This window comes from Flavobacteriales bacterium, from assembly GCA_016700415.1.
Lineage (GTDB): Bacteria > Bacteroidota > Bacteroidia > Flavobacteriales_F > PHOS-HE28 > PHOS-HE28.
The window spans coordinates 760,264-784,437 of the sequence record CP065018.1 but is presented as its reverse complement, the minus strand read 5'-3'; the positions used below and the strand labels follow the sequence as shown (position 1 = coordinate 784,437).

23 protein-coding genes are annotated in these 24,174 nt (G+C 58.0%); 6 read left to right on the top strand and 17 right to left on the bottom strand.

Annotated features, from left to right (window positions below):
* Position 1 precedes the first annotated feature (1 nt).
* The 4 genes from IPP95_03170 to IPP95_03155 form a co-directional block, all read right to left on the bottom strand.
* Positions 2-235 carry a TM0996/MTH895 family glutaredoxin-like protein gene (locus IPP95_03170; protein ID QQS73248.1) on the bottom strand — a complete coding sequence of 78 codons (234 nt, stop codon included), beginning with the start codon at positions 233-235 and terminating at the stop codon, positions 2-4.
* Between the two features lie 12 nt (positions 236-247).
* Positions 248-553 (bottom strand): winged helix-turn-helix transcriptional regulator, encoded by a 306-nt coding sequence (locus IPP95_03165; protein QQS73247.1) that lies wholly within the window; start codon positions 551-553, stop codon positions 248-250.
* A gap of 295 nt (positions 554-848) precedes the next feature.
* Complete coding sequence (locus IPP95_03160) at positions 849-1,847, bottom strand: aldo/keto reductase (GenBank protein QQS73246.1); 999 nt, start codon at positions 1,845-1,847, stop codon at positions 849-851.
* A gap of 64 nt (positions 1,848-1,911) precedes the next feature.
* The gene (locus tag IPP95_03155; protein ID QQS73245.1) at positions 1,912-2,613 is read right to left on the bottom strand and encodes an NAD(P)-binding domain-containing protein; all 702 of its coding nucleotides are present in this window, start codon (positions 2,611-2,613) and stop codon (positions 1,912-1,914) included.
* Between the two features lie 152 nt (positions 2,614-2,765).
* Here IPP95_03155 and IPP95_03150 point away from each other — a divergent pair, with 152 nt between their 5' ends.
* Positions 2,766-3,182, top strand: coding sequence for a helix-turn-helix transcriptional regulator (locus IPP95_03150; GenBank protein ID QQS73244.1), 417 nt, complete (start codon positions 2,766-2,768; stop codon positions 3,180-3,182).
* A 96-nt stretch (positions 3,183-3,278) separates the two neighbouring features.
* On the opposite strand, the gene arsB is transcribed toward IPP95_03150, so the two are convergent.
* Both arsB and IPP95_03140 read right to left on the bottom strand, forming a co-directional pair.
* The gene (arsB, locus tag IPP95_03145; GenBank protein ID QQS73243.1) at positions 3,279-4,310 is read right to left on the bottom strand and encodes an ACR3 family arsenite efflux transporter; all 1,032 of its coding nucleotides are present in this window, start codon (positions 4,308-4,310) and stop codon (positions 3,279-3,281) included.
* The gene (locus tag IPP95_03140) at positions 4,307-4,726 is read right to left on the bottom strand and encodes an arsenate reductase ArsC (GenBank protein QQS73242.1); all 420 of its coding nucleotides are present in this window, start codon (positions 4,724-4,726) and stop codon (positions 4,307-4,309) included. Before IPP95_03140 ends, arsB begins: the two co-directional genes overlap by 4 nt.
* A gap of 286 nt (positions 4,727-5,012) precedes the next feature.
* Between IPP95_03140 and IPP95_03135 the strand changes: the two genes are divergently transcribed.
* Complete coding sequence (locus IPP95_03135) at positions 5,013-7,712, top strand: amidohydrolase family protein (GenBank protein ID QQS73241.1); 2,700 nt, start codon at positions 5,013-5,015, stop codon at positions 7,710-7,712.
* A gap of 171 nt (positions 7,713-7,883) precedes the next feature.
* On the opposite strand, the gene IPP95_03130 is transcribed toward IPP95_03135, so the two are convergent.
* Together IPP95_03130 and IPP95_03125 are read right to left on the bottom strand one after the other, a co-directional pair.
* Positions 7,884-8,453, bottom strand: a complete 570-nt coding sequence (locus tag IPP95_03130; protein ID QQS73240.1) for an ester cyclase — start codon at positions 8,451-8,453, stop codon at positions 7,884-7,886.
* A 97-nt stretch (positions 8,454-8,550) separates the two neighbouring features.
* A complete protein-coding gene (locus tag IPP95_03125; GenBank protein ID QQS73239.1) occupies positions 8,551-11,220 on the bottom strand; it encodes a hypothetical protein in 2,670 nt (889 codons plus the stop codon).
* 338 nt (positions 11,221-11,558) lie between these two features.
* On the opposite strand from IPP95_03125, the gene IPP95_03120 reads away from it, so the two are divergent.
* Entirely contained in the window at positions 11,559-12,893 is a 1,335-nt protein-coding gene (locus tag IPP95_03120) for a fibrobacter succinogenes major paralogous domain-containing protein (protein ID QQS73238.1), read from the top strand.
* A gap of 57 nt (positions 12,894-12,950) precedes the next feature.
* Here the strand turns inward: IPP95_03120 and IPP95_03115 are convergent, their stop codons facing one another.
* From IPP95_03115 to IPP95_03100, 4 genes are all read right to left on the bottom strand, one after another.
* On the bottom strand, positions 12,951-13,484 hold the full coding sequence (locus tag IPP95_03115; protein QQS73237.1) for a hypothetical protein: 534 nt from the start codon (positions 13,482-13,484) through the stop codon (positions 12,951-12,953).
* Positions 13,485-13,653: 169 nt separating this feature from the next.
* A complete protein-coding gene (locus IPP95_03110; protein QQS73236.1) occupies positions 13,654-15,528 on the bottom strand; it encodes a PLP-dependent transferase in 1,875 nt (624 codons plus the stop codon).
* A gap of 373 nt (positions 15,529-15,901) precedes the next feature.
* Positions 15,902-16,246, bottom strand: coding sequence for a type II toxin-antitoxin system RelE/ParE family toxin (locus IPP95_03105; protein QQS73235.1), 345 nt, complete (start codon positions 16,244-16,246; stop codon positions 15,902-15,904).
* Complete coding sequence (locus tag IPP95_03100; protein ID QQS73234.1) at positions 16,236-16,454, bottom strand: hypothetical protein; 219 nt, start codon at positions 16,452-16,454, stop codon at positions 16,236-16,238. Before IPP95_03100 ends, IPP95_03105 begins: the two co-directional genes overlap by 11 nt.
* A gap of 127 nt (positions 16,455-16,581) precedes the next feature.
* On the opposite strand from IPP95_03100, the gene IPP95_03095 reads away from it, so the two are divergent.
* The 3 genes from IPP95_03095 (at position 16,582) to IPP95_03085 (ending at position 18,876) form a co-directional block, all read left to right on the top strand.
* Positions 16,582-16,965: a hypothetical protein gene (locus IPP95_03095; protein ID QQS73233.1), complete on the top strand. Its 384-nt coding sequence runs from the start codon at positions 16,582-16,584 to the stop codon at positions 16,963-16,965.
* A 575-nt stretch (positions 16,966-17,540) separates the two neighbouring features.
* Positions 17,541-17,846: a hypothetical protein gene (locus IPP95_03090; protein ID QQS73232.1), complete on the top strand. Its 306-nt coding sequence runs from the start codon at positions 17,541-17,543 to the stop codon at positions 17,844-17,846.
* Positions 17,847-17,850: 4 nt separating this feature from the next.
* Positions 17,851-18,876, top strand: coding sequence for a serine/threonine protein kinase (locus IPP95_03085; GenBank protein QQS73231.1), 1,026 nt, complete (start codon positions 17,851-17,853; stop codon positions 18,874-18,876).
* A gap of 117 nt (positions 18,877-18,993) precedes the next feature.
* On the opposite strand, the gene IPP95_03080 is transcribed toward IPP95_03085, so the two are convergent.
* The 5 genes from IPP95_03080 to IPP95_03060 all read right to left on the bottom strand — a co-directional run bounded on the left by IPP95_03080 (position 18,994) and on the right by IPP95_03060 (position 24,082).
* Positions 18,994-22,821, bottom strand: coding sequence for an ATP-dependent DNA helicase RecQ (locus IPP95_03080; GenBank protein QQS73230.1), 3,828 nt, complete (start codon positions 22,819-22,821; stop codon positions 18,994-18,996).
* Positions 22,818-23,072: a hypothetical protein gene (locus IPP95_03075; GenBank protein QQS73229.1), complete on the bottom strand. Its 255-nt coding sequence runs from the start codon at positions 23,070-23,072 to the stop codon at positions 22,818-22,820. The genes IPP95_03080 and IPP95_03075 overlap by 4 nt, the downstream gene beginning before the upstream one ends.
* Positions 23,069-23,413, bottom strand: a complete 345-nt coding sequence (locus IPP95_03070; protein ID QQS73228.1) for a type II toxin-antitoxin system RelE/ParE family toxin — start codon at positions 23,411-23,413, stop codon at positions 23,069-23,071. The genes IPP95_03075 and IPP95_03070 overlap by 4 nt, the downstream gene beginning before the upstream one ends.
* Positions 23,403-23,621: a hypothetical protein gene (locus IPP95_03065; protein ID QQS73227.1), complete on the bottom strand. Its 219-nt coding sequence runs from the start codon at positions 23,619-23,621 to the stop codon at positions 23,403-23,405. Before IPP95_03065 ends, IPP95_03070 begins: the two co-directional genes overlap by 11 nt.
* Before the next feature lie 98 nt (positions 23,622-23,719).
* Entirely contained in the window at positions 23,720-24,082 is a 363-nt protein-coding gene (locus tag IPP95_03060) for a hypothetical protein (GenBank protein QQS73226.1), read from the bottom strand.
* Positions 24,083-24,174: the final 92 nt, after the last annotated feature.

Genomic DNA, 24,174 nt, shown 5'->3' with positions numbered 1-24,174 from the left:
ATCAGCGCAGCATGGCCGCGATCTCGTCCACGCTGGGCACGCGGCCCTTGATCATCACCACTTCATCCAGCACCAGCGCGGGCGTGGTGAGGATGTTGTACTTCATCATCTCCTGGATGTCCTCCACCTTGATCACTTGGGCATCCGCACCGGTGGTGCGTACGGCTTCTTCCGCAGCGGCGATGGTGGACTTGCATTTGGCACATCCGGTGCCGAGTACTTTGATGGTCTTCATGGGTTCGTTGGTCTATCGGAGCAGGTCGCGGAAATGCTTCTGCACATGCTTCCAGTTCTCCTTGTTAATGCAGTACTTGATCTTCGGGGGAAGGATCTCGCCTTGGATGAGGCCGGCCTCCTTCAGCGCTTTTAGGTGCTGGCTGATGGTACTTTGTGCCATGGGGATCTCCTCGGTGAGGTCGCCGTTATAGCAGCACGAGCGGCTGGCCAGCAACCTGAGGATGCGGATGCGCACCGGATGACCCAGCGCCTTCGCATAGCGGGCGGTCTCCTCCTCTTGCTCGGTGTATTCAATATCAACGGCTGTGCGCAACATCGTTCAGTCCTTTGGTGCAGCGGTCATGTGTCCATCGCAAATGAACGATGGGTCGTGCACATAGGAAGTGACGTTTGTCACCCAGCGATGATCCGGTGTGGATGCAAGCTCCACACGATGCCCGCGCAATTGCACGACTGTCCGATGTGATAGGCAGTACGAGCCGGACGGCGTATTCGTATAGGACCTATGCCAAGGTCTGTTCCTATCCAGTATGCTCATCGCGAGGCCCTTCGCCAGTTCATCGACCAGTTTGGCCCGGTAGCGGACCGGTGAGGAGCCGGTCTTTGATCTCCTACTTCCGCTCGCTGTCCAGATGCGCCATCATCGGCGTAGGATAGCGTTCCCCTGCTGCGGCACCGCTTGGCACCGCCTCTTCGATCAAGGCCAGATCAGCTCCGCTCAACTGGATCTCCAAGGCACCAAGGGCTTCCTTCATCCGGTCACGACGGCGCGCACCGACCAAGGGTACGATATCCTCGCCCCGCGATAGCACCCAAGCAATGGCGATCTGCGCCACGGTGGCGTTGCGCCCTTCCGCCACTTTCCGCAGTGCTTCAACGAGCGCCAGGTTCCGCTGCACGTTCTCTGCGCTGAAGCGCGGCGCATACTTGCGGAAGTCGTCCGGGGCCAGATCGCGATCGGCCGTCCAATGCCCGCTGATCAATCCGCGCGAAAGCACGCCATAGGCCGTGACGCCGATACCCGATTTCCGGCAGAGCGGAAGGATGCTTTCCTCGATGCCACGTGATACCAACGAGTACTCGATCTGCAGATCGCTGATGGGATGCGTGGCTGCGGCACGCCGTATGGTGTCCACGCCAGCTTCCGAAAGCCCGATGTGGCGCACGTACCCTGCCTTTACCATGTCGGCGATCGCTCCCACGGTCTCCTCGATCGGCACATTGGGATCGGTGCGGCCAAGGCGGTAGATGTCCACATGATCGGTACCGAGACGACGTAGCGTATAGGCCAGCGCGTTCTTCACAGCGACGGGTCGGCCATCGATGCCGATCCAATTGCCGGCCGCATCGCGTAATGCGCCGAATTTCACGCTGATCAGGGCTTTCGACCGGTCGCGGCCCTTCAACGCGTCACGGATCAACAGTTCATTGTGGCCCATGCCGTAGTAGTCGCCCGTGTCGATAAGCGTGATGCCCGCATCGAGCGCCGCGTGGATGGTCGCAATGCTCTCGGCGTCGTCGCTGGCTCCGTAGAGATCGCTCATGCCCATGCAGCCCAAACCGATGGCGGAGCTGTGCGGGCCTGTCTTTCCAAGTTGACGTTCTTGCATGGGTCGGTATGTTCGTGGTCGGACCAAAAATAGTACGGGTCCGGAAGCTGGTGTTATCCCGAGGTCACGCCTTCGGCGCCGGCCCCATCACGATCTTGAAGTTGAACATCGGGTTCTGCAGTGCGCCCCACAGCCGCACCCAGATCGGCAACAACTGCTCGGTGCCGCGCGCGGTGGTGACGTCACCAAGGTCGATCATCTCGCTATCCTTCCAACCGAAGGAGCGCAGGATACCGCGCACGTCGTTCTTGGCATCCGGATCGTTGCCGCTAAGGAAGATGCTGTGGTCCTCCGACAGCATGCGCGGTGCGACCATCAGGTAGGCGTTCAGCGTGTTCAGGCTCTTCACCACCTTCAGTTGCGGATAGGCGCGCTGGATCTGTTCGGCCAACGAATCGGTGTTGCACACGAAGAGCGTTGGTGGCATTCCCTTCGAAAAGTCCAACGGGTTTGAGATGTCGAGCAGCACCTTGCCGTTCAGGTTCTTCTCACCAGCGAGCTTCAAGGCGTCCAATGTGCCCATACCGTTCGTTGCGTTCACCAGCAATGCTCCGTGTGCCGCCGCTTCCGCATGGGTGGCAAGCTTCACTGCGGAGTGCTGTGCCAGCCAGTCCTTCAGTGGCGGACGACCGAAGCTGTCCTTGTCGGCACGGGTCAGACTTTGCTGCACGTCGCGGGTGCCCATCACCACCTCGTGGCCCAGGCTTTCGAGTTTCTCGGCGAGCGTCTGTCCGACCACGCCTGTTCCGAATACACCGATCTTCATTGTTGTGTGGGTTGGTTTCCTTTTCTTAGCCGCTGCAAAGATGACCGGCCTGTATACTTTCAACAAGTACTGTCACGAAGGATAGTGCCTGCTATGCGCGCCGGTTTCGGCACCGGATAAGGGCGGCGATCCGACCATAAGTTTTCAACACCATGATCATCGACGGCAACGAATACAGGATCCGCATGAACGGGCAGGTCTATCACTGCGCATTGGACGTCACCATGGAGATGGTGGGCGGCAAGTGGAAGACCATCGTGCTATGGTACCTGCGCAAGGACAAGAAGCGCTTCAGCGAACTGCGCAGATCGATCCCGGGCATCACCGAGAAGATGCTCTCTTTGCAATTGCGCCAATTGGAGAAGGACGGCTTCGTGAGCCGGAAAGTGCACGCCGAAGTGCCACCACGTGTGGAATACAGCCTCACGCCGCACGGCCGCACACTGCTGCCGCTGTTGGAGGAGATCGCCAAGTGGGGGCGTATGATGGGCAAGAAGAACGGCACCATCGAGAAGGTGGAACGTCCGGTGAAGAAGAAGGCGGTGAAGCTGAAGGCCGCTCTGGCTTAGTTCACATCGACAAGTACCAACGTAGGCAGCTCGTTGTTGTCCCTGTCGAGGCCTTCTTGCCGGAGGACGAGGAGGGATGCGGTACCGGGTCCATGTTCAGGAGTTGAAGCGTCCCATTCGTTTCAAGGCGAAGTGTACGAGGGCGATGAGCACCGGTACTTCGATCAACGGACCTACCACGGCCGCGAAGGCCTGCCCGGAGTTCAACCCGAACACGGCGATGGCCACGGCGATGCCGAGCTCGAAGTTGTTGCTGCCTGCGGTGAACGCGAGGGTGGTGGTCTCCTTGTAGCTGCCACCGAGCCGCTTCACCAGGAAGAAGGTGCCGAGGAACATGAGCAGGAAGAACAGCGTGAGCGGCAGTGCCACGCGGAATACGTCCAGCGGGATGTCCACGATCATGCGGCCCTTGAGGCTGAACATCACCACAATGGTGAAGAGCAGGGCGATGAGCGTGATGGGCGCGATGGCGGGGATGAAGCGCGTGGTGTACCATTCCTCTCCTTTCCAGCGGACCAGGAAGAAGCGGAGCAGGAAGCCCGTGACGAAGGGGATGCCCAAGTAGATGAGCACGGTGCGCGTGATCTCGCCGATGGTGACGTTCACCGTGTACCCTTCCACGCCGAACAGCGGCGGAAGCACGGTGACATACAGCCACGCGTAGCTGCTGTAGAAGAGGATCTGCAGGATGCTGTTCAGTGCCACCAGTCCGGCCGCGAGTTCGCGGTCGCCTTGCGCCAGGTCGTTCCACACGAGCACCATGGCGATGCACGGCGCGAGGGCGATGAGCATCACACCGGAGAAGTATTCCGGCATGGTGCGCAGGAAGAGCAGGGCAAGGCCGAACATCAGCGCGGGCCCCACGATCCAGCTCATGAACAGGCCGGTGCCCAGCACGCGCGGATGCTTCAGCACGCTGCCGAGCTTGGCGTAGTTCACCTTGGCGAGCGGCGGGATCATCATCAGAATAAGGCCGATGGCGAGCGGGATGTTCGTGGTGCCGCTGGAAGCGTCATTGATGGAAGCCGTGATACCGGGTGCGAAGTAGCCGATGCCCACGCCCAAGGCCATGGCCGCGAAGATCCAGAGCGTAAGGAAGCGGTCCAGGAAGTTCAGGCGCTTCTTCATAGGACGAGAACGTGCCGTTCCACGAAGTCGCGGCAGTAAGCCTTGATCTCCCCGCGCACCTTGCGGAACGCGTTCATCACTTCCTCCTCGGTGCCCGTCACCTTCGCGGGGTCGGTGAAGTTGTGGTGGTGCTTCGCGGCGTGGCTTGGGAAGACCGGGCAGGCCTCGCGGGCATTGTCGCACACCGTGATCACATGGTCGAAGGCGATGTCCGCGTATTCATCAACGTTGGTCGAAGTGTGGTGGCTGATGTCGATGCCGTCCTCCTTCATCACCGCGATGGCGCGCGGGTTCACGCCATGAGTCTCCACGCCGGCGCTGAAGATCTCCGCGCGTTTTCCGGCGAAGTGTTGCAAATAGCCTTGGGCCATTTGGCTGCGGCAACTGTTGCCAGTACAAAGGACGAGGATGCGCATGGATCAACGGCGGGTATTGCTTTTGGCAGGTTTACGAAGAGCGAAAGTGGAACGCATGGCTGTTCGTTGAATTCTATTCATCGCAAAAGTACGATTGATAATCTAAAGCAGGTGTTGCTTGTTACCCGCCGGTGTTCCTTGGCCGGCGGTCGCACCAGTTCCTCGGCGGAACGTTTTGGGCATGGCGTACTTCATTGTGGCGCGGTTCTCAACGTCCGTTCTTACGTGGCATGAACCGTTGCAAGGATGCTTGGCCACATTTAATTTTCGGGCCTCAAGAAAGGCCATGTCGGTCCGCTCGGCATTCTGGTTCACGCTGCTGGCATGCAACGCTGCCCAAGCGCAGCGCACGCTCTTTTTTAACGGACATATCTTCACTTCGGATAGCGTCGGACACTTCGCTACCTTCTTCGTGGTGGAGGGTGGGCGTTTCGTAGAAGTGGGAGAGGGCGCGCCGACCGAAGGACCCACTGCCTTTGGATCGCGCGTGGACCTGGAGGGCGCCACGGTGATACCGGGGATCGTGGACAGCCACATCCATTTCATCGATGGTGCCTTGGGAATGCTTCAAGTCGGATTTTTCGATGTGGCGACCACCGCCTCTTGGAAGGCACGGATGGTGGGAACAAAGGGCGAATTGCTGGACGGCATGTATGTGGGGCGCGATCTGGGTTATCCGCCGTTGCAGGGCATCGAACGGCCGATCGATCTTATGGACGAGGTGTTCCCGACCACCCCGGCTGTCATCTTCCTGAAGAGCGGACATGCGGCCCTCGCCAACTCGGCGGCCATGCGTTCCATGGGTTTCACTCCGGGTACGCGCATCACGGACGGCACCATCGGGACCGACGCCTCCGGCCGGCTCACGGGTTACTTGTTCGAAGCGGCGGCGATGGAAGCGAACAAGGCCGTGAGCGGTCATTTCTCGGCGGCCACGATCCAAGAGGCGATCGGGAAGGCCCAACACAAGGCGCTCTCATATGGGATCACCACCATCGGCGACAACACCTTCAGCCCCTACAACCTCAAGATCTACCAGCAACTGCAGAAGCATGGGCTTCTCCAGATGCGCGTCCGGGCACGCAGCTATGGTCGCATCCCACTGACCGCGGGGCTGATGGCGGGCCTCGGCCAGAAGAAGCTGCGCCTGATCCCCTCCGGGGTGGACCTGGAGCGCGTGCATTACCATGCCATGAAGCATTTCGTGGACATGTCGCTCTCCGTTCCGGATGATGCCGGACAGGCCGTTGAGCCGGGAGGAACGGTCTTTTTGGACGACCGCCAACTGAAGGACATCTTCCTGCTGTACCCCCAGGAGACCCACGCGTTCCATGTGCAGGGTGCGGAGGGCATTGAGCGCCTGTTGGATACAGATGCCAAGTATGGGGGCCGCTTGCGTCCGCACCGGCATGTGGTGGACCATGCGGGCTATGCCTCACCGGAGCAGGTGCAACGCATCCATGATCAAGGGCTTGCCGTCACCATCATCGGCGGGCAGACCTTTGATATGGACGCTTTGATCCGATACTATTCCAGCGTTCATCCGGAAGGTGGCGAGCCCTTTGATCCAAGTCGGCTGCTCGATACACGGACCAAGGTGCGCATGGCGCGTGGCGCGCTCACCAGCGACCTCCCCTACGGCATGGATACGCTCTTCGCGAACTACCCCATGATCGACGGGCTCAATCCATTCCCGGCCATGGCCGTGAACGTGACCGGACGCGCACCGGACGGAACGCCGATAGCGGGGACCGAAGGGAAGACCATCACGGTGGAGGAAGCGGTGCGGGCCTACACGGCGAACGGTGCGTACGTGCTGGGCGAGGACAAGTCCTTCGGGACCATCGCCACCGGGCAGTTGGCCGACTTCGTGGTGTTGGACCGGCCCGTATTCGAAAGGGATGGAATGGGGCTCTACGACACGCAAGTGGTGCGCACGTACAGCGATGGAAAGCTGGTGTTCGATCGCAGCGACACATTGGCCTACAGCGCCCCGGCCCCGGTCCCCATCCGCCCTTCGGACTATGCCGTATCACCGGTGATCGGCTATGACCCGGTGCTGGGGCTCATCCTTGGTGGCGCCTACTTCCGCTTTCCGCTGCGCACGCCGGGCAGCTTCTTCTCCGGTCAGGTGCAGGCCATCCTTAGCGGGCAGGTCAACGTGCTGGTGGACCACACACGCTATGGGCTGTTCAAGCGCACCGATCTCAACGTCGCAGCGTCCTTCTCGGATTATTTCCAATACTACTTCGGCGAGGGTAGCGCCACCAATGCCGACGTGTTTGAGAAGATCTATGCATCGGTCTACCAGCTGCGGCCCAAACTCACTTACGACCTGCACCGGTCGTGGAGCACCAGTCTCTTCGCCGACCTGCGCGGCCGCCACGAGACGCGCGCGGAGGACCGCGATGATGAGCAGCTCAGCGGTCAGGTGTTCCCTGATGAAAACACGCTGGGCTTCGGCGCCTCCGTGCAATTGGACACGCGGGACAACACCTTCAGCACGAAGAAGGGTTTCTTCGGTCAGCTTTCCCTGGAGGACGTTCCCCGGGAGCTGAACGTGGCAGGCGTCGATCGCGGTGCCCTGCTGGTGAACGCGGACCTGCGCTACTTCCGGTACATCCACGATTCGCGCTACGTGCTGGCCGCCCGCCTCAGTGGTGGCTATGCCGATGGCGACCCCAGTTACCTGTTCCGTTACGCATTGGGCGGCACCAATACCCTGCGCGGCTTTTACAGCAACCGCTTCCGGGGGAGCAGGTATTACGCGGGTCAGGTGGAAATGCGCTTCCCCCTGTATGGCCGCTTCTCCGGCGCGGCCTTCACGGATGTGGGTGACATCACCGATGGTGTCTTCCAGGATGCGCGCATGAGCTACGGAGGTGGTATCCGCTTCGCGCTTAACGCCAACGTGAAATTGCGCCTCGACTACGGCACCTCGACCGATCAGAACGGGGTTTTCTTCACGTTTGGCGAGGCATTTTGACGTCGACGGCAATGAACTGGCCCCGCAGGTTCCCTCTGCATTTCTTGTGCTCGGTCCGGAGAGGACAGAGAATGAGGGGGCATTGCGGTGCATGCCGTAAGAGCGACCGATGCACAATAAGAACGGCGGGAAGTCGCCTCCCCGCCGTTCGTCATGATATCCTTCTGTGGCCTACTTCTTCTTCGGAGCGGCGGGCGGTGGCATCAGGCCCAGCTGCATCATCATCTTGGCCTCTTCCGTGTATCCCCAATGCTCTGCGGCCTTGCCGTTCTCAAAGCGCATCACGTCGCAGCCCATCACGTCCATGACCTTGCCCGTGGCGGGCATGTCACCCCAAGCACCCGTATTCGTGCCGGTCATATGAATTTGGAAATATGTGCGGTCACCTTTGGTGGCCATGCCGAGGATCTCCTGCTTCACATCCGGAAAGGCCGTGTGGTACATGTTCAACAGGTCCTTGATGCTCTGGATGCCGGTGGTTTTGATCGAGGGGTCCATCTGATGATCCACGACATCGGCGGTCATCAAGTCCTCGATGCCTTCCATGTTGTTGCTGTTGAACCGGTCATTGATCGCGGTCACCATTGCCTCTTGGGCCTTCGCCGCACTATCGGTCTTCATCATTTCCGCATGCATCGCATTCATGGGGTCATGGTGCTCGGCCTTTTCGTGTTCGGCATTTTCGCATGCCGCGAACAGGAGGATGCCTGCGATCGGAAGGGTGCTCAGTAGTGCATGCATGGGTCGGTGGGTTTTAAGATGAAGCCGAAAGTTAACCACCTCATAGTTTTTTCCAGGATCCGCAACGGATGCATGGGGTCAGCCGCGCCCAGGATCATCACTCCGCCTTCACCACCGCGACCGTACGCGCACCCGTCCCTTCCAGCGCCGTGCAACGCACCGTGTACAACCCTGCCGCCAACTCCGCGGTAGGCAGCATGGTGATCGCCCCACCAAGCGCTGTGCCGGAGAGCAGCTCAGCACCCACTGCATTGTAGAGCACATACCGCAGATCGGTGCGTGCGCGCAACGTGAGCACATCGGTGAACGGGTTCGGGCCAATGAGAACCGTGCCTTCCGTGAACTCCTGCACACCCGTGCAGACTTCCACCGTGAACGGCACGGCGATGGAATCGGCGCAGGTGTAGGTATGCGACACGATCTCTTGGAAGTAGAGGTCGATATCGTCCGTGGTGCCGTACTGCCCGGTGCCCCGCGCGTAGAAGGTCCCATCCGTGAAGTAATAGACCTGGTCCGCCGTAGGGAGCGTGTCCGCTACGCGCTGCATCCAAATGGTGTAGATCGAATCACGCAATACCTCGGGGTGGATGCTTCCGAGCATGTCCGGGTAGGAGCCGACAACGGTGATCGTGTCCGTGCCGATGAGGAGGCCATCGGGCCCGGTGCCATGAAGCATGCGCACGGCGTAGCTGAAGGGACCTTGGTTCCCGTAGAGCGCGATGATGAGATGCTCCAGCCTTCCGGTGAACGCCGGGGTGAACGATTGCCACAGTTCAGTGCCCACATCAGCTGTGCCCTGCGCGCCGGAACTGTAGCCGGACAGACCGGAAGCCTGATCGGTGAAGGAAACGGTGTCCAGCACTTCCTCATAGTAGTACTGCGCCAAGTGCGGACCTATGCCGAGCGCGGAAGCGTTCAACAGGCTGTCGCGCACGCCGTCCACGGTGATGTGGCCGCCGAGCGGATCGCCCTGAAGCACGAAGGTTCCGGCATTCAGGCACACCGGCTCATTGAGCGCAGGGATGCCGAGCGCGGGCGCGGTGATCGTGATGATGGAGACGGTGGTGTCCGTGCAATCGAAGGCCGTGTTGATGTATTGCAACGTGTGCGCGCCTTCGCCGAGGACCGAGGGCACAAAGGCGCTGGTGTGCGCGCCTTCGATCCAGATGTCGGCATCGGGCGAAGCATTGTCGTCGCCAATTAGCCATACGGTATCCGTATCGCTCGCGCAATACGCATCGGCCATGTTGAGCATGTAATGCTCCGGCACGTGGTACAGTTCATAATAGCGGATGGCGCTCTGGCACGGCGGCAGCGCATGCACCCAGGTGCGGAACGCGGCATCGTGGTAGGCATCGATGTTGCTGCTGCCGCGCGTGTAGTCATAGTAGGCCCAGTTCGCGCCGAAGCTCGTGACCTGCGTGAAGGCATGGTCCGCCACGAGCTCCAGCGTGTTCGTGGCCTCGTTGGCCATGGGCACCAGGTCCGTCACAGGGAAGGAGAGCCAAGAGGTGTCCGCGATCCACGGAACGGAGAGCGTGCTTTCGTGCAGCAGCACCGCACCGGCACCGGCACCGCTGTAGACGCGCAGGCGGAAGTTGTTCGGCAGGCTGTCGTGCAGCAGGAAGTCCACCTGCGTCAGGCGGCCATCGGCGCCGGTGGTAATGGTCTGTACCAAACTGTCCAGCACGGTGTAGGTGTAGTGATAGCTGAGGTACTGATCGTACATCGTGTACGCCTGATCGATGAAGGTGCTGCTGTCCAACGGCGGCAAGCTCGGCGTGTAGGTGACGAAATACTCGCCCGGCGTGTTCGGTGCGTTGTTCAAGGTGGTGCCGCTCACCAACGGACCATCGAAAGAGCCCGGACCGGGCGTGGCGGAGAGCCCGATGGAACCCGTGTTGTGGCATTGCCGCGTATCGAAGGGCGTGATGGCGATCGGTACATAGCTCACGCGGAGGTTCGTCTTCACATTGTCCAGCACGTATTGCATCACCTGGGCCTGACCGGGGGTGAAGGTGCTGAGTTCGCAAGGCGAGTAGCTCATGATGTTGCTGGTGCTGGGGTGGTAGGCCTCGCCGTTGGCGTCCAGCGCAGTGCCGATATACGTGCAGCCCGCATAGGCGATCATGCCGGGAAGTCCGAGATCGGGGTCGGCGGGCGTGTCGCAGATGAAGTCGCCCGCGGTGGCGCAATTGCTACCGTCCACGAGTTCGGCACCCAAGACGGTATCGTGCGTGTGCATCAGGCCGAGCGCGTGCCCCACTTCATGCGCCGCCACCTGGATGTTGCCCCCGCCGTGCAGGTACACGATGTCGCCAGTGTTGAAACCGGCAAGGCCGTTTGGCAGCAACGCGGCGTATACCAACGTGATGTAGCCCGGCTCGTAGTACGGGTTCAAGGCCGCGGGATCCAGGCTCCACAGTGCGAAGAGGTTGTAGTTGTCCACCACTTGCACCGGACCGCACAGTTCGAATTGGATGCCCGTGTTGTTCTGCGCGTAGAGCGCGTTCATGCCATCGATATCGCGCTGCACGATGCTGGGTGTGCTGGCATCGCCGCCCGGCCCCTCCTGCGAGCCGATGATGGCCTTGATCTTCACATAGCGCGTGCCGTCCCGATGGCCGCTGTATCCCTGAGCCGCCCGTAGTATGGCGGGGGATACGGACGATGTGCTGTTGCACCGGATACCGTTGGTCTGTGCGATGAGCACCAGCGGAAGGAGGCTTGGAAGCAAAATGGCCAGGACGGAGAAGGGAAAGCGCATGGGCGGGGTGAATACGTGACGCGGGGAGCCGGGGAGGGGTTGTCCGTTGGCGGGAGGCGCACTTTCGTTGCCATGTTCAACGGCCCACACCGGGGCAGGCACGCGGCAAGCCCATCGATGTGGACCATGTGCGCTTCGAGAAGGTCCGCATCGGGATCGGGCAGTAGGTGGATGGCCGGCGGCCGGAATGACGCGGCACGCGCGACCCCGGATAAAGCTCCGGGGGCGAGCGCCGGGATGGGACCCGGCTGCAGCCAGCGACAAAAGTCATGTTCGAGCGCAAGTCGGGATCTTATCTTGCGCCGCTTCCAAAAAAAAACACCTTGAAACACCGCGCCATGCTTCGCAACTTGCTCTCCGTAGCCCTGTTCAGCTGCCTGCTTCACGGGCAGGCACAAGTGATCACGCTCACCTTCACCGGCCAGTACCAAGGAGATCCCGTATCGCTGGACAGTATGCTTGTGTTGAACTTGACCCAAGGTGGTGATGTCACGCTCTACTACCCGGATACCGTGCTGGTGCTCGGGTCCACCGGCATCGGCGCAGGGGCCACGGCGCATCGCGACGGCATCACCCTCGGCCCCGGCCACCCCAATCCTTACAGTGACCGCATGAACGTGGACCTGTACGTGAACGAGGCCGGTGTGCTGCGCATGGGCGTGAGCGATGCGTCGGGCCGGGAAGTGGCGAACTATCAAGGTCCCATTACCCCCGGCACCCAGCGGTTCCAACTGTGGGGTGGCCAGCCCGGTGTGCAGTTGCTGTGGGCGGAGCTGAATGGCAAACGCCGCTCCATCCGCACGGTAATGGTGGGCGAAGGGCATGCGGGCCCGGTCCACTTGGTGAACATCGGGGCCGTCCATGGAAACCTGATGCTCAAGGATGCCCGGGACGTCTTCCCCTGGACGCCAGGTGACGAGCTCGGGATCACCGGTTACGCCACCTTGCCCGGAGGACAGGCCGCCAGCGGGTGGATCAACGAGGTGCCCACGGTCAGCGCGGACCGGACGATCCAACTGGCCAACGGACTGGTCTGTGCCGATTCCCCCAGTGTTACCGACATTGATGGCAATACCTACCCGGTGGTGTCCATCGGCGGCCAATGCTGGATGGCGGAGAACCTGCGCACCACCCGGTACCGCGATGGTGCCGAGATCCCGAACGTAACGGACACCACGGCATGGACCGTACTGGGTACCGGAGCATGGAGCAATTACAATAACGATACGGCGTACGATGCGCTGTATGGCAAACTGTACAACTGGTTCGCCGCATCCGATGTCCGCATCTGCCCCCAAGGTTGGCACGTGCCCACGGACGCTGACTGGCAGGCGCTGGAACTGTCCTTGGGCATGCTTCCCACGGAACTGTCGGCCACCAGTTGGCGCGGCACCATCCCCAATGTGGGCGGCCAGCTCAAGAGCCTTTCGCTGTGGGTCGCCCCCAATAACGGTGCCTCCAACAGCAGCGGCTTCGCGGCACTTCCCGGCGGGAACAGGGATAGTGATACCGGCTTCTTCTACGACCTGCCGTACTACGGATACTGGTGGAGCACTACGGTGAGCACGACGGACAAGGCCTGGTGCCGCTACCTGCAGAACAACAATACCGGTATCGGCCGCTTCGGCTTCGACCAGCAGCTCGGGTTCTGCCTGCGCTGCCTGATGGATTGAAGGGGGCGAAGGAGGGGAGGCCCTGGAACTTGCGCAGGGTTACCGCTCCGTGTGAGGCTACCGGCGGCGCCACTCAGGACTTCCTTCAGCGGTGCGCCATATGCCGTACCGTTGCACCGCATATGGCTTCCGGTCTGCGCATTCAGCATAGATCCATACCTCTATGGACAGCGTATCAGGCATGTGCCGGTGCTCGGTGGAAATACCGTGCTCGAAATCGTCCGCGATGCTCACCGGGGCGCCTTGCTCGGCCAAGATCCAGAGCGATGGCAGTTCATCGGTGATCTTCTCCGGATGTGCGGATAGTTCCGCAGGCTTCAGGTACCGCACTGCCCGCATGCCCGAAGCATTGCCATCGATGTACTCCGAGCAACCCTCGTGCGGTTCCGGAACGTATGGCACTGCGGCTGTCGCAGGTGCAATTGTTGTAGGCTGTACTTGTGCCGCAGTGTCCACCGGGGCATTCGGCACCGGCGCTATCACTACACCATCCGAAGCTGCCAAAGGCGCGGATACAGGTCGTTGCGAACTGGGCTCCTTGCAGGCAGCGAGCAGCAGCAATGCGAGTGCTATGTGCGTGGCGTGATTCACGGTTCGGAAGTTCAACACGGAAGCAGTTCAACGAACGCTTTGCAAATGTTGGTCCAACGTGGTTGGGTGCAGGCGAAACCTCCGCAGGGTCTCCCGCGCTCTGGGGGGGACCCAGCGGTCAAGGTCAAAAGCGCAGGCTCTCGAAGCGAAGACCCTGCTCAGGCAGACCCTACTGTGGTTGAGAACCGATCTTCACCACCACATCCTCCTCCACAAACCCCGCAAAAACCTGCTTGTGCAGTTCAAGGTCCAGGTCCGGGGAAACGGCCACGCGGACGATGTAATCCTTATCTCCTTCCTTGGTGGTGCCTTGCGTGGAGGTGGCGGGAATGGTCCAGTAGCATCCTTTCAGCTGCCCGTAGCTCACACAGAACTTGCTCTCTTGCGGGATCTGCGTGATCATCCGGTGGATCAGTTTCAGGTTCAGCGCTCTTTTGTGCGCTTCCCGCTCTTCATCCGTGTTGCCTTGGGCAGGAAGGTCCAGCGCGAATACCGAGGGCGTGAACCCTTGCTCGGCCAGCTCGTCGCTCACGAAATTGATCTTCGCCCCGGGCAAGGTTTGTTGGATGAAGCTGACGAAATCACGGGTGTTCCGGTAGGCATCCGCAATGCGTTGGTTCATCGAGGGTAGCTGCTTGGCCAAGATCTCCAATTGCAGATCTGTCGCCTCGTTGTCGCAGAGGCGAAGGTGGAGGTCGATCTTTTCGATCAAGCGGTCCGTGAGTGCATTGCCTACGCAATAGCCAGCTGTGCAAAGCCCCCCGCTCGGGAACTTGGACCCGCTGACATAGGCGATGGTGCGCACCGTGGAGAGCAGGTCACCATCACCAAGAAAATGCACGTTCGGACAGAAGGTCTGGTCCAGGATGAACACCGGATCCACCGCAAAAAAACCGGACGCTGTCTTGCGCTTCTTGCTCAGCACAGTGCGCAGTGCCTCCATGTCGGGCACCTCCACGCGGGGATTGGTCGGGATCTCTGCAATGATGTATGGAATGGCATCCTCCTTGGCCACTTGTTCCAAGATCGCCTCGAGGCTCCGAACCAGTTCGTTATCGCCGTCCACGAGCAGGTCAACGATCTCCACGTGTTCATTGCAGGCCGCCACGCGCCGCGCTTGGTCGTTGGTGCCGCCGTAGCAATTCGGTGGTACGATGAAACGGATGTGCTGCCCCGGGTGTACTTCCTGTGCATCGTGCACGAGGCCCATCATGATGGCGTATTGCATGGAAAGACCACTGGAGGCAACGAGCGACTTGGTAGGGGAGTTCGTGATCTGCTGGATCGACGCCTGCACCTTGGCCATGTCCCTTGCGCGATCGTGTTTCGGGTTTGGAATGGATGGCCCATCCACCATCATCTGTAAGGCCAAGTGGCAATCAGCTGGTGTCATGGCAATGGATTCCCTGCGCCGCACATGTTGGATCTCCTTGATGTAAGCCGCATTCGCTTCGCCATTGACCAGCATCACGCTCCCCATCGTGGCGTGTGTACCCACGAAGAAGTCGACGTTCGCAGGGAATTCCACTTTGCCGAAAAGGCGCTGTTGCGAAAGGAGGATCGTGGACCCGCTGAATGCCGGGATCTCTTCACCCACTTCCATGCGCACCAGCTCGAACGCATACCCATAAACTGCACGCAAGATCGTTGCGTCGAAATGTGCGGGCAACTCCTCCGTATGCACGATCCGGGTCTGCTTCTTGTCCAACAAATTCTTCCGCAACACCGCCAACACCGGCATCATCCGCGATGAGAAACTGATCACATAGTCCGCTCGCAACCCGTTCAACTGGGCGATCGCCCATTCCAGGATCGAGGACAAGGGATGGCCCAACCGAATGTAATCGTACGCGGTAGGCAGCGTCGCCCATGCATCCGGCCCGGCACCACCGTCCTGCAGCACGCGCTCGAACTCAGCGAGGAACTGGGTCTTTGCCCGCGATTCATCATAGATATCCAGCCGATGGGTGGTGAGCTTCAGCCAGTCGCCGGGCATGTTGGCTAATACCTTCTGGATCGATCGCAGCACTTCTTTTTCTTGCATATTGGGTGATCTGATCGGCTGCTTCAGGGTGTGCTTGGTTCGAGCATCGTTCCCCGTTCGACCGATCGATCGGTGGCAAATTTCGTTGTTCGGGGGCGAATAAGGGGAACTGCCATGTGGTGGACGATCCTACATCGCATGGGCGGACAGGATTTCCCGTTCGTGTTGGGGGAGCGGGCCGCGCCACAGCGGTGATCATCCTGCGCTGTTGTCTTACCCGACGTGGGTTACGTTTCTTGGCCTTCTATGTCGGTGGTTTGGTTTGGGCTTTTGGTCAATGGTCCTATGCCTTCTGGCTTTGGCTATTAAGGTGGCCGGAAGGACGAGGCACTCGCGCCCATACCCTCTAGCGCCCTCAGAAAGCGGGGCGGCTTTATCCTTTGCGCTTCTCTTTCCTCAGCTCGGCGACAACCAATTTCAGGGCCTTGGTGTCCACGGTATCGTAATCGCCTTTGTCGTAGATGCTGAGCAGGTATACCTCATGGTCTTCCGTAACGACATAGGTGATGACCCGTGCACCGCCGCTTTTGCCCTTCCCTTTGCTGGTGATGGCCAACCTGACCTTGTAGAGCCCGTGCCCGAGGGCCGTGCCTTTGGCCGGATGAGCTTCCAACTCCTTCTCCAATACAAGTAGGTCCTTGGCCAAGGACCGATGGCGTTTAAGAAGGGGCCGCAACTCCTTCTCGAACGCTGGTGTCGGTATGACCTTATGCTTCACGCAGCACGTCCTTCAAGGTGCGCTTCTTTAACTTGCCGGTACGCATCCGTGCCACTTGCGAAAGTGCATTGCTCAGCGTGGAACGGAACTTGAGCAACTGTTCATAATGGCGCACCTTTTCCAATAGCTTCTTCCAGTCCTCCACAGGGACCTGAACAGCTTGGACATTGCCATCGGCATCATTCACGTAGTTCACGGGGACTTTCATGATCTCAAAGATAGAGATGTTCGGGGCATGAGGCGGAAAACAAAACACTCGGGAAACACGCGAGCGCCGGGATGGGGAAAGATGCTGATTCGTCGTGTCGGCCGATGACCGCTAATTTTGATGCACCATGGATATCCAAGCCCTCAAGCTCGATCTCGTGCAGCAGTTGGTCTCCACCAACGACGCCAACGTGCTGACCAAGGTGAAGCGTCTTTTGGAATTGCTGCGCGCCAAGACGCCGGGACGCACGGAAGAAGAGGAAGAGGCGCTGATAGCCGCCGCCGCGATCTTTGGACAGAACTCCTACGGGGATGATGAGCCGGACATCAGCGGGTTGGTGCTGAAGGAGCCGGAGCCGCTTCCTATTCTCCAAGCACGGTTGAAGCGGTTGATCGAGGAACAGCATGACCCCGGCTTCCTGTCCCGTGTCACTGCATTCATTCAGCAAGATCAAGAGGCATCGCGGTGGAAGGAGGTGCTCATACCATTTCGGGATACGAATGCACCCTAAGATGCGAAGCTATTTTTTATCGAGGCGATCAAAAATAGTTGTTGCATAGCCGTAGCTATGGGACAACTGTTTTGGGGAAGCATCGGTGAAAAAGAGCGAGTAGATGGGGTGTAGTTGTATTGCGAGATGGTATTGCCGCCCGCGCGGCTCGTTCAGAGGCTGACTTCAAAGCCGGGCGCATGTTCTCTCAGGAAGAAGTGGAAGCCCGGTTCAAGGTGGGTCGAACCTCGCGATGATCCTTTGGTCGGACAGGAAAAGGATGGCCGGAGGCCGGAATGACGAGGCACTCGCTAAACACGCGAGCGCCGGGATGAGGTATGATCGATTTTAAGCGCGACAGAAGAAGCAGACTTGATAGAGCCGATGTACGCGGCTGGAACCATATCCTTGTATGTGGGTCCACGGGTCCGCGCAATCAACCGAAGATGGTACTAGGCATACGTTCGTTTCCCGATGGTTTCTCCGTTGTTGTCCTGGAAGGGACGCAATCCAATCCGGGCTGTGTGCAGCATAGGCGGTTCAAGCTCCCGGCTGGTGCAACATGGCCTGCGGCGCTTACCTGGGTTCGCAGGCAGATGGCCGAGGTCATGCAGCAGGCAGGCATAGACGAAGCCTGCATCAAGATCATCGAGCACAATGCAAGGAACAAATCGTGCGAGCGCTTGCAGATCGAAGCGGTAGTTCAGGAGTACCTGAACACTGAGCTTGGCATCGAATGTAAGGAGATGGTGAAAGCCCAGATAAAGCGAGCAATCCCTGATTTCACCGAGCCTGCACGGTACCTCGACCGCGTGTTCGCAGGTAGACTGCAACTTGGGGAACTCAATGTGCCGAACTTTCAAGAAGCGACCGTCGCGGCCATAGCCTTACTACCCTCTTGAGCTGATGCCAGACTTTGAGCGACTTGAACGACTAGGGGCGGGCCACTTTGGTGAGGTTTGGCTCGTGCAAGATCACGCACTGAATGTTCAGCGAGCGGTGAAGTTCGTTCCCGTAAAGAGCGTCACGGACCCTAGTGATTTTTACAATGAGCCTCGTGCCTTGATGGAGCTGCGGCACGAACACATTGTTCGTGTAGAAGACGCGGGGAGACTCAATGACGGCACACTTTACGTGGCAATGGAGTACCTGAGACACGGGTCGGTTGAGCAGGTCTATCGAAGTGCACCCATCCAATTGACCAAGTGTATTGGGCTGGTGAAGGATGTCTGTTGGGCGCTGGAGTATGCGCACGCCAGGGAGTTCATTCACAGAGACATCAAGCCGGGGAACGTTCTTATCGACGGAAACAATAGGGGTAAGCTTTCAGATTTCGGGCTTGCAACCAAACTCTCAGTGGATGGAACGGCCTCGCCCTTTGGCTATCGAACTCACTTAGCACCGGAGGTAGTTCAGGGTGGAGGAATGACCAAGCTGTCCGACCAATATGCTCTTGGGCTAACGGCGTATCGGATGATCAACGGGGACGCATTCCTGCCGGAGGTAACTGACTCTGGAGAGCTTATCGATATGATCCTTGCGGGCACTTATCCCAACCGAGGACGCTATCGCCCCTACGTACCGGCGAAAGTGCAGCGCATAGTCAATCGCTGTATGGATGTTGATCCTTCTAAGCGCTTTGATAGCGCTTCGGAGTTCAGACAAGCCCTAGAGGGCGTGCTGCTGCACTGCGATTGGACCTTACGACAAAAGGGGAGCGTAGTCCGATACCGTGCGCGCATTGGGACCGCGAAGTACAAGGTCAACATCACATCGATGGTGGGAGGGCGCTTCTCGATTGAGACGACAAAGCAGATCGCGGATGGAGACGTGCGCCGAGTTAAGAAAGACTGCTTTGCCACCCTAACGCTTGCGGAGATGAAGAAGGCAATCCGGCGCGTGCTACAGCGCTACGTGGCCAACGGATCATAGGATTAGCGGGCATGGCAAGTGGATCGCCATTGATTGCGTGAAGTACTACTTCGAAGGAAGCAAGTAAAGGTTCGCGGAGTCCTAAGTCGCGAGCGCACAATCGTGCTAAGTGGGGGGCTATTTCTTGGCAGCAAGCAGCTTTCGATGCTCCCCGCGCAGGACACCCTTGTTCCGGTTGTAAACCTCTTGATAGATCAGAATCTTGTCCTTCAGAGTCAGGAATAGGGCGGTGGGGTTGGCGCAATACCATTTGTAGAATTTGACCGGATCCTCCAGAAAGTGACTGCGCGCAGGTTTAACGATGCCACCAGGAACCAAACTCGTCTTGTGTTCAAAGCCCTTCTTCCTCTTCATGTAATTAGCATCCTGCGTGACAATGGACTCAAGGACCGTGAAGGATTCATAGTCGAGAGATAGCTTATTCTCATCCCTTGCCAATGCCAAGTCTACAGGAGCATCCTTAATCCACTGGGATACGGTTTTGGTCTCGGAACCCTTGCTCCCTTGCAGGGTAAGCAGGTCTTTGCCGGTGTAATTACGACCAGTGGTTGGGGGAAAAAAGACAGGTACATTGTTTGCCGGACCGCGGTTGCTCTCAGAGCCACTCGATTCTGATGATGGCAACAGGGCCACGATATCATTCGGCGACCCGGGGGCTTCACCTGGGTAGAGTTCCAAGAGCTCTTCAGTGTCCTTGCCAAGGAAATAATCCTCGACGAAGTTCCACCTAGTCTCATCTGGCATGTCGCGAAGGAAGAAGTGCTTGAAGATGTCCACGCTTACGTGATGGCGCCTGTGAACGTCTGCAAGAAGGATGTTGGAATAGTGCGGGTTCCTTGCATCGTAGAGCACTTTTCGTGGATCGTTCAAACGCACAAAGACCATAGGAGCTTCTCCTCCAACGGTCTCGAATAGGCCGGCCTCTGCCATTTCCATAAGGTAGCCTAGACGCATCAAGCGACCGTCGAATCCTTCATCCTTTCCAGCGTAACGCACGTATTTCTCACCGGCCTGGTCAAATATCTTCTGGACGAGACGCAGCAGTTGCTGATGCTCTGCTTGATGCATGTTTCTGAACACCGTGTACTCAGCAACACCCGGTTCAGCAGAGTGCCTCCTTTGAAGGAATGCATTGGGGTCATACAATTTCTGGCTGGATTCGCGATGGCTACCATACATGGCGAGCAGCCGCTGACTGATACTCTTGGCTCTGGCTTCGTCGTACCCGTTGCGCCTCAGGTACGCGGCTAAGTCCTCTTCCTTGAAATAGCTGTTGCTTGATGAGAAGAACTCAAACACTAGGCTTAGGAAGCGCTGGAACTGCTTCATGGCGTGGTCAAATTCGCCCGTCAACTTGAAGGTGAACTTCAATTGCGGCACCACCGCTGTGGCCTGTGCACCAAAGAGAGTCCGATTGTAGAACTTCGCCTTCAGCATCGGGAAGCTGATATCACGGAACCGCAACCTCCAGAGATGGTCGAGATCAATCTCAATAAAGGCATATGCATTATCGGGGCCACCAGTTTGATATGGAATCTCCGTGCATGTCGCGCGGTATTCTCGAAGGAACGTGGACAGTAAGTCGCGTTCGATTCGTGCAAACACACGGGTGAATAGCTTCTTCGGTCGGGCGATGATCACATTGAACCGGGACTTGATGAGATAGTCCCGTTCAATCATCATCAATGCGGTCATGACCTTTTGCCCGAGGTCCAATACATCAGGGAAGATGTTGGCGAAATCATCAACGGAGAATAGCAGGTTCTTTGCTCGTTCGCGTTGGTACACCTTGGCCAGCTTATCGAGTACCCCACGTAACTCCCATGGCTTGATGGACGATATGCCGTGAAGTACGTTCATGTATCGCACATCACGGGCCGAAAAATTGATGAGAGCATAACCCTCCAGTGAAGGGTCGCGCGCAATCCTGCCGATCTCTTGCACATAGTCCGCCAACTGTCCTGAGGGTGCGTGATGGTAAACAACTTCGATGTCCTTGATATCAATGCCCATCCCAAATGCCTTGGTTGCTAGCATCAGGCGCCTCCTCCCATCAAGATATTCGTCGAAGTAGTGATTCTTCGATGCCATGTCCAAACTCCCATAGTACAGGCTAACCTGACCCTTCTCATCCGCATCGAGCCCATCCTGAATCTGCGTGATCTGCTTAACGTACGGAGCGTAGACAAGTGCTTTAAGATTTGTCTTCGCAAGGACGTCTTTGCACAGTTGCGTCGTCTGCTTAATCTTGAACGCATCAAAACCCTTCTCCGGACTCTCTTCCCGCCCAATGACGAAGTGGATGTCGTCGCGTGTAACGGAACCAATGAAGTATATGGGACTCTTCAGATAGAGACTGTCCATACAGTCGAACACCATGTCGTTCGCACCGCCAAACACGGCAGTAGCTGTACACGCCATGATGACAAAGTCATGGCCACTGTACTTCCTAGTCTTGCGTAGATGATTGCCCAGAAACCAGTAGTCTACCCTGAAGTCACGGCCCCATGTTGTTACCAAATGGGCCTCGTCGATGATTACCAGGCCGAGCTTACGCTCCCCTAAGAAATGGCTGATGTCGTATGACAACAACAACTCGGGTGACAAGTACAGGACATCAATATCTCCCTGCTTGACGTGCTCAATGATCCTCTCCCTGTCGACTAGGCTTAGCTCACTGTTCAGGTATGCCACCTTGCTGTAGTTCCTATCGCGTATGATGGCCTGTACTTGATCCTTCATCAAGGCGATCAATGGTGACACTACCACAGTCACCTGGCCAAGCTCGGAAAGGTGAAAGGCCGGCAACTGGAAAAGCAACGACTTGCCAGCGCCTGTAGGGGCAGTGATGAAAATGTCACGATAGTCCCTCTTCTTGGAGGCGTTATCACACTGGGCAAGAATGTGGTCCACGATCACGTCTTGGCCCACTTGATGTGTTGCCTTCGAAACCTCGGGACGTGAATAAAAATTGATCGGACGAAATGAGGCACTCGGGCCCCAGTAACGTTGGAGCAATTCCATCAACCGTATGCCGGACTGTGCCGATTGCACAGTGACCTGGCCAGAGTAGAAGCACAAATGCCCACCAGCTTCTTGGAAACAGCCATTGAGGATCGCCAATCTCTCAGCAAGAAGGGGGAACATGGGGTCGCACTGCGAGAGTTCCACGCATACCGCGGGAACATTTGAAGTGAGCAAAGACTCGTTGATCAATAAGTCAATGGAGGTAGTATCGGTTTCGATATCTACGAGACTTGGGTGGTCCTTCTGATAGACCCGTTCAGGTTCCACAGAATCTGAGAAGAGTGACTGCGACCTGACCTGTTCAGGTGAAGAGACATAAGTAGTGTATTGCTTCTCGCCAATAGTGATGACCTGTGCATAGCTGTTCAACGGCGGGGTCAAAACCTGTTCTCCGTCAATCTCGCCATCGACTGCGAGCGGCGCGGCCACCGCGTATGGAAATAGGGCGCGTAGGTTGTCCTCGACAATAACCAAGTTCTCGTTGATTGGGTCGAATGACGAATTCTCAATCGCGAAAGCAAGCTGCTCGAACAGAATGAGGAAAGGGGCGGCGGGGCTGATCAACTCCTTGTACACCGCTCTCTTATTGCTTTCAATGGAAAGCGGGTCGATGTTGCCGTCAGCATCCGTTGGGTTCAGATAGAGATCTAGACCAGTGCCCGAAAAGATCTCGCGTTGATATCCTTTGTATACAACGACTTTGCCTGAAGCATGTAGTTGCTCAATGTTGGAACGGAGTCTTTGCCGGTAGTTGTCGAGTAGAGTCATCGATTCCATGGTGCATTTCGCGTGACGGATTGAAGCGGAAAGCCCGCAAGCGAGGAGGAACGACGAGTGCGGACTTGCAGCGGAAAGCCGGACCCGGCTGCATTTGAGCCGGGGCACGCCCAAAGAATCAAGAGCGTTCAAGCCGGTCATGCGCTCTGATCCAACTTCCTCACCATCGTCAAGATCGTAGCAATGGCCACGGTCTCGCCGGTCTCATCCACCACATCCACCAGGAACTTCACCCCGGGTCGCTGCCCGGGGCAGGCTAAGCCTGTGGCGATGTCCGCGCCCTTGGGTGAGTCGGCGGTCTTGGGCTTCTTCTTCCCGCTAAGGCGGGACGAGTGCAGCACGGCGGCATTGGGCATTTGGCGTGTATGGTATGGCAAATTGGATCGCGTCATCCTTTGCGTTTCTGGTTCCTCAGTTCGGCGATCACCAATTTCATGGCCTTTGTATCCACGGTATCGTAGTCGCCTTTGTCGTAGATGCTGAGCAGGTAAACCTCGTGGTCTTCCGTAACGACATAGGTAATTACACGAGCACCACCACTTTTGCCCTTGCCTTTGCTGGTAATGGCCAGCCTGATCTTGTATAGCCCTTGGCCAAGGCTTGTGCCAATAGGGGCGCGTATTTCCAACTCCTTCTGCAAGGCAAGCAGATCCTTGGCCAAGGACCGATGGCGTTTAAGAAGCGGCCGCAACTCCTTCTCGAACGCGGGCGTTGGGATCACGCTATGCTTCACGCAGCACGTCCTTAAGGGTCCGCTTTTTGAGTTTCCCGGTTCGCATGCGCGCCACTTGATCCAACGCACTGCTTAGCTGGCTCTTGAGCTTTAGCAGCTGCTCATAGCTACGGACCTTCTCAACAAGGTCTTTCCATTCCTCGACCGGGACCACAACGGCTTGCACGTTGCCGTCAGCATCATTCATCGTACTTATCGGGACTTTCATACTCTCAAAAGTAAGGTGTCAGTTCTGATCCAACTTCCGAACCATCGTCAAGGTCGTAGCAATGGCCAGGGTCTCTCCGGTCTCATCATCTGCATCCATCATTTCGAAAGCGAATCGTTGGCGATGAACTGCACGGTCTCGATCTCAGGTTCTGGTGGCAGGGGATACCTCACCCCAAAGTGGCCCGGCTGGGAAGCCGCCGCCAATGCCATAGTGATAAGCTGATTCACGCTGTCGTTGTTGGATCGGACCAACCCAAATCCCGGCCAAGTGGTGCTATGGCTATAGATCGTACCGAGGCTGTCCAACTCAAGCCAGAATGAGCCGCCGTCAGTTGGAGCATAGTCATCCGTGTACCCCGCGACAACGTGTGCCTGCCCGTGCAAACTGAATGTCACTTGTCGGATCAACCTGTCGCGTTCATTGTGATGCCGAAGGGTGGCGAGCGTGTCGGTGTTCATTGCATCCACGTCCCGAATTCACTGTTTGGAAAAATGAAATGCTTGTAGGCGCAGGTTGATGACAGGCTACGAGTGAGAGGAGGATGCCGATG

Coding starts and splice junctions, on each gene's coding strand:
- IPP95_03170 (QQS73248.1), bottom strand. CDS start 235: ATGAAGACCATCAAAGTACTCGGCACCGGATGTGCCAAATGCAAGTCC.
- IPP95_03165 (QQS73247.1), bottom strand. CDS start 553: ATGTTGCGCACAGCCGTTGATATTGAATACACCGAGCAAGAGGAGGAG.
- IPP95_03160 (QQS73246.1), bottom strand. CDS start 1,847: ATGCAAGAACGTCAACTTGGAAAGACAGGCCCGCACAGCTCCGCCATC.
- IPP95_03155 (QQS73245.1), bottom strand. CDS start 2,613: ATGAAGATCGGTGTATTCGGAACAGGCGTGGTCGGACAGACGCTCGCC.
- IPP95_03150 (QQS73244.1), top strand. CDS start 2,766: ATGATCATCGACGGCAACGAATACAGGATCCGCATGAACGGGCAGGTC.
- arsB (QQS73243.1), bottom strand. CDS start 4,310: ATGAAGAAGCGCCTGAACTTCCTGGACCGCTTCCTTACGCTCTGGATC.
- IPP95_03140 (QQS73242.1), bottom strand. CDS start 4,726: ATGCGCATCCTCGTCCTTTGTACTGGCAACAGTTGCCGCAGCCAAATG.
- IPP95_03135 (QQS73241.1), top strand. CDS start 5,013: ATGTCGGTCCGCTCGGCATTCTGGTTCACGCTGCTGGCATGCAACGCT.
- IPP95_03130 (QQS73240.1), bottom strand. CDS start 8,453: ATGCATGCACTACTGAGCACCCTTCCGATCGCAGGCATCCTCCTGTTC.
- IPP95_03125 (QQS73239.1), bottom strand. CDS start 11,220: ATGCGCTTTCCCTTCTCCGTCCTGGCCATTTTGCTTCCAAGCCTCCTT.
- IPP95_03120 (QQS73238.1), top strand. CDS start 11,559: ATGCTTCGCAACTTGCTCTCCGTAGCCCTGTTCAGCTGCCTGCTTCAC.
- IPP95_03110 (QQS73236.1), bottom strand. CDS start 15,528: ATGCAAGAAAAAGAAGTGCTGCGATCGATCCAGAAGGTATTAGCCAAC.
- IPP95_03100 (QQS73234.1), bottom strand. CDS start 16,454: ATGAAAGTCCCCGTGAACTACGTGAATGATGCCGATGGCAATGTCCAA.
- IPP95_03095 (QQS73233.1), top strand. CDS start 16,582: ATGGATATCCAAGCCCTCAAGCTCGATCTCGTGCAGCAGTTGGTCTCC.
- IPP95_03090 (QQS73232.1), top strand. CDS start 17,541: ATGGCCGAGGTCATGCAGCAGGCAGGCATAGACGAAGCCTGCATCAAG.
- IPP95_03085 (QQS73231.1), top strand. CDS start 17,851: ATGCCAGACTTTGAGCGACTTGAACGACTAGGGGCGGGCCACTTTGGT.
- IPP95_03080 (QQS73230.1), bottom strand. CDS start 22,821: ATGACCGGCTTGAACGCTCTTGATTCTTTGGGCGTGCCCCGGCTCAAA.
- IPP95_03075 (QQS73229.1), bottom strand. CDS start 23,072: ATGACGCGATCCAATTTGCCATACCATACACGCCAAATGCCCAATGCC.
- IPP95_03065 (QQS73227.1), bottom strand. CDS start 23,621: ATGAAAGTCCCGATAAGTACGATGAATGATGCTGACGGCAACGTGCAA.
- IPP95_03060 (QQS73226.1), bottom strand. CDS start 24,082: ATGAACACCGACACGCTCGCCACCCTTCGGCATCACAATGAACGCGAC.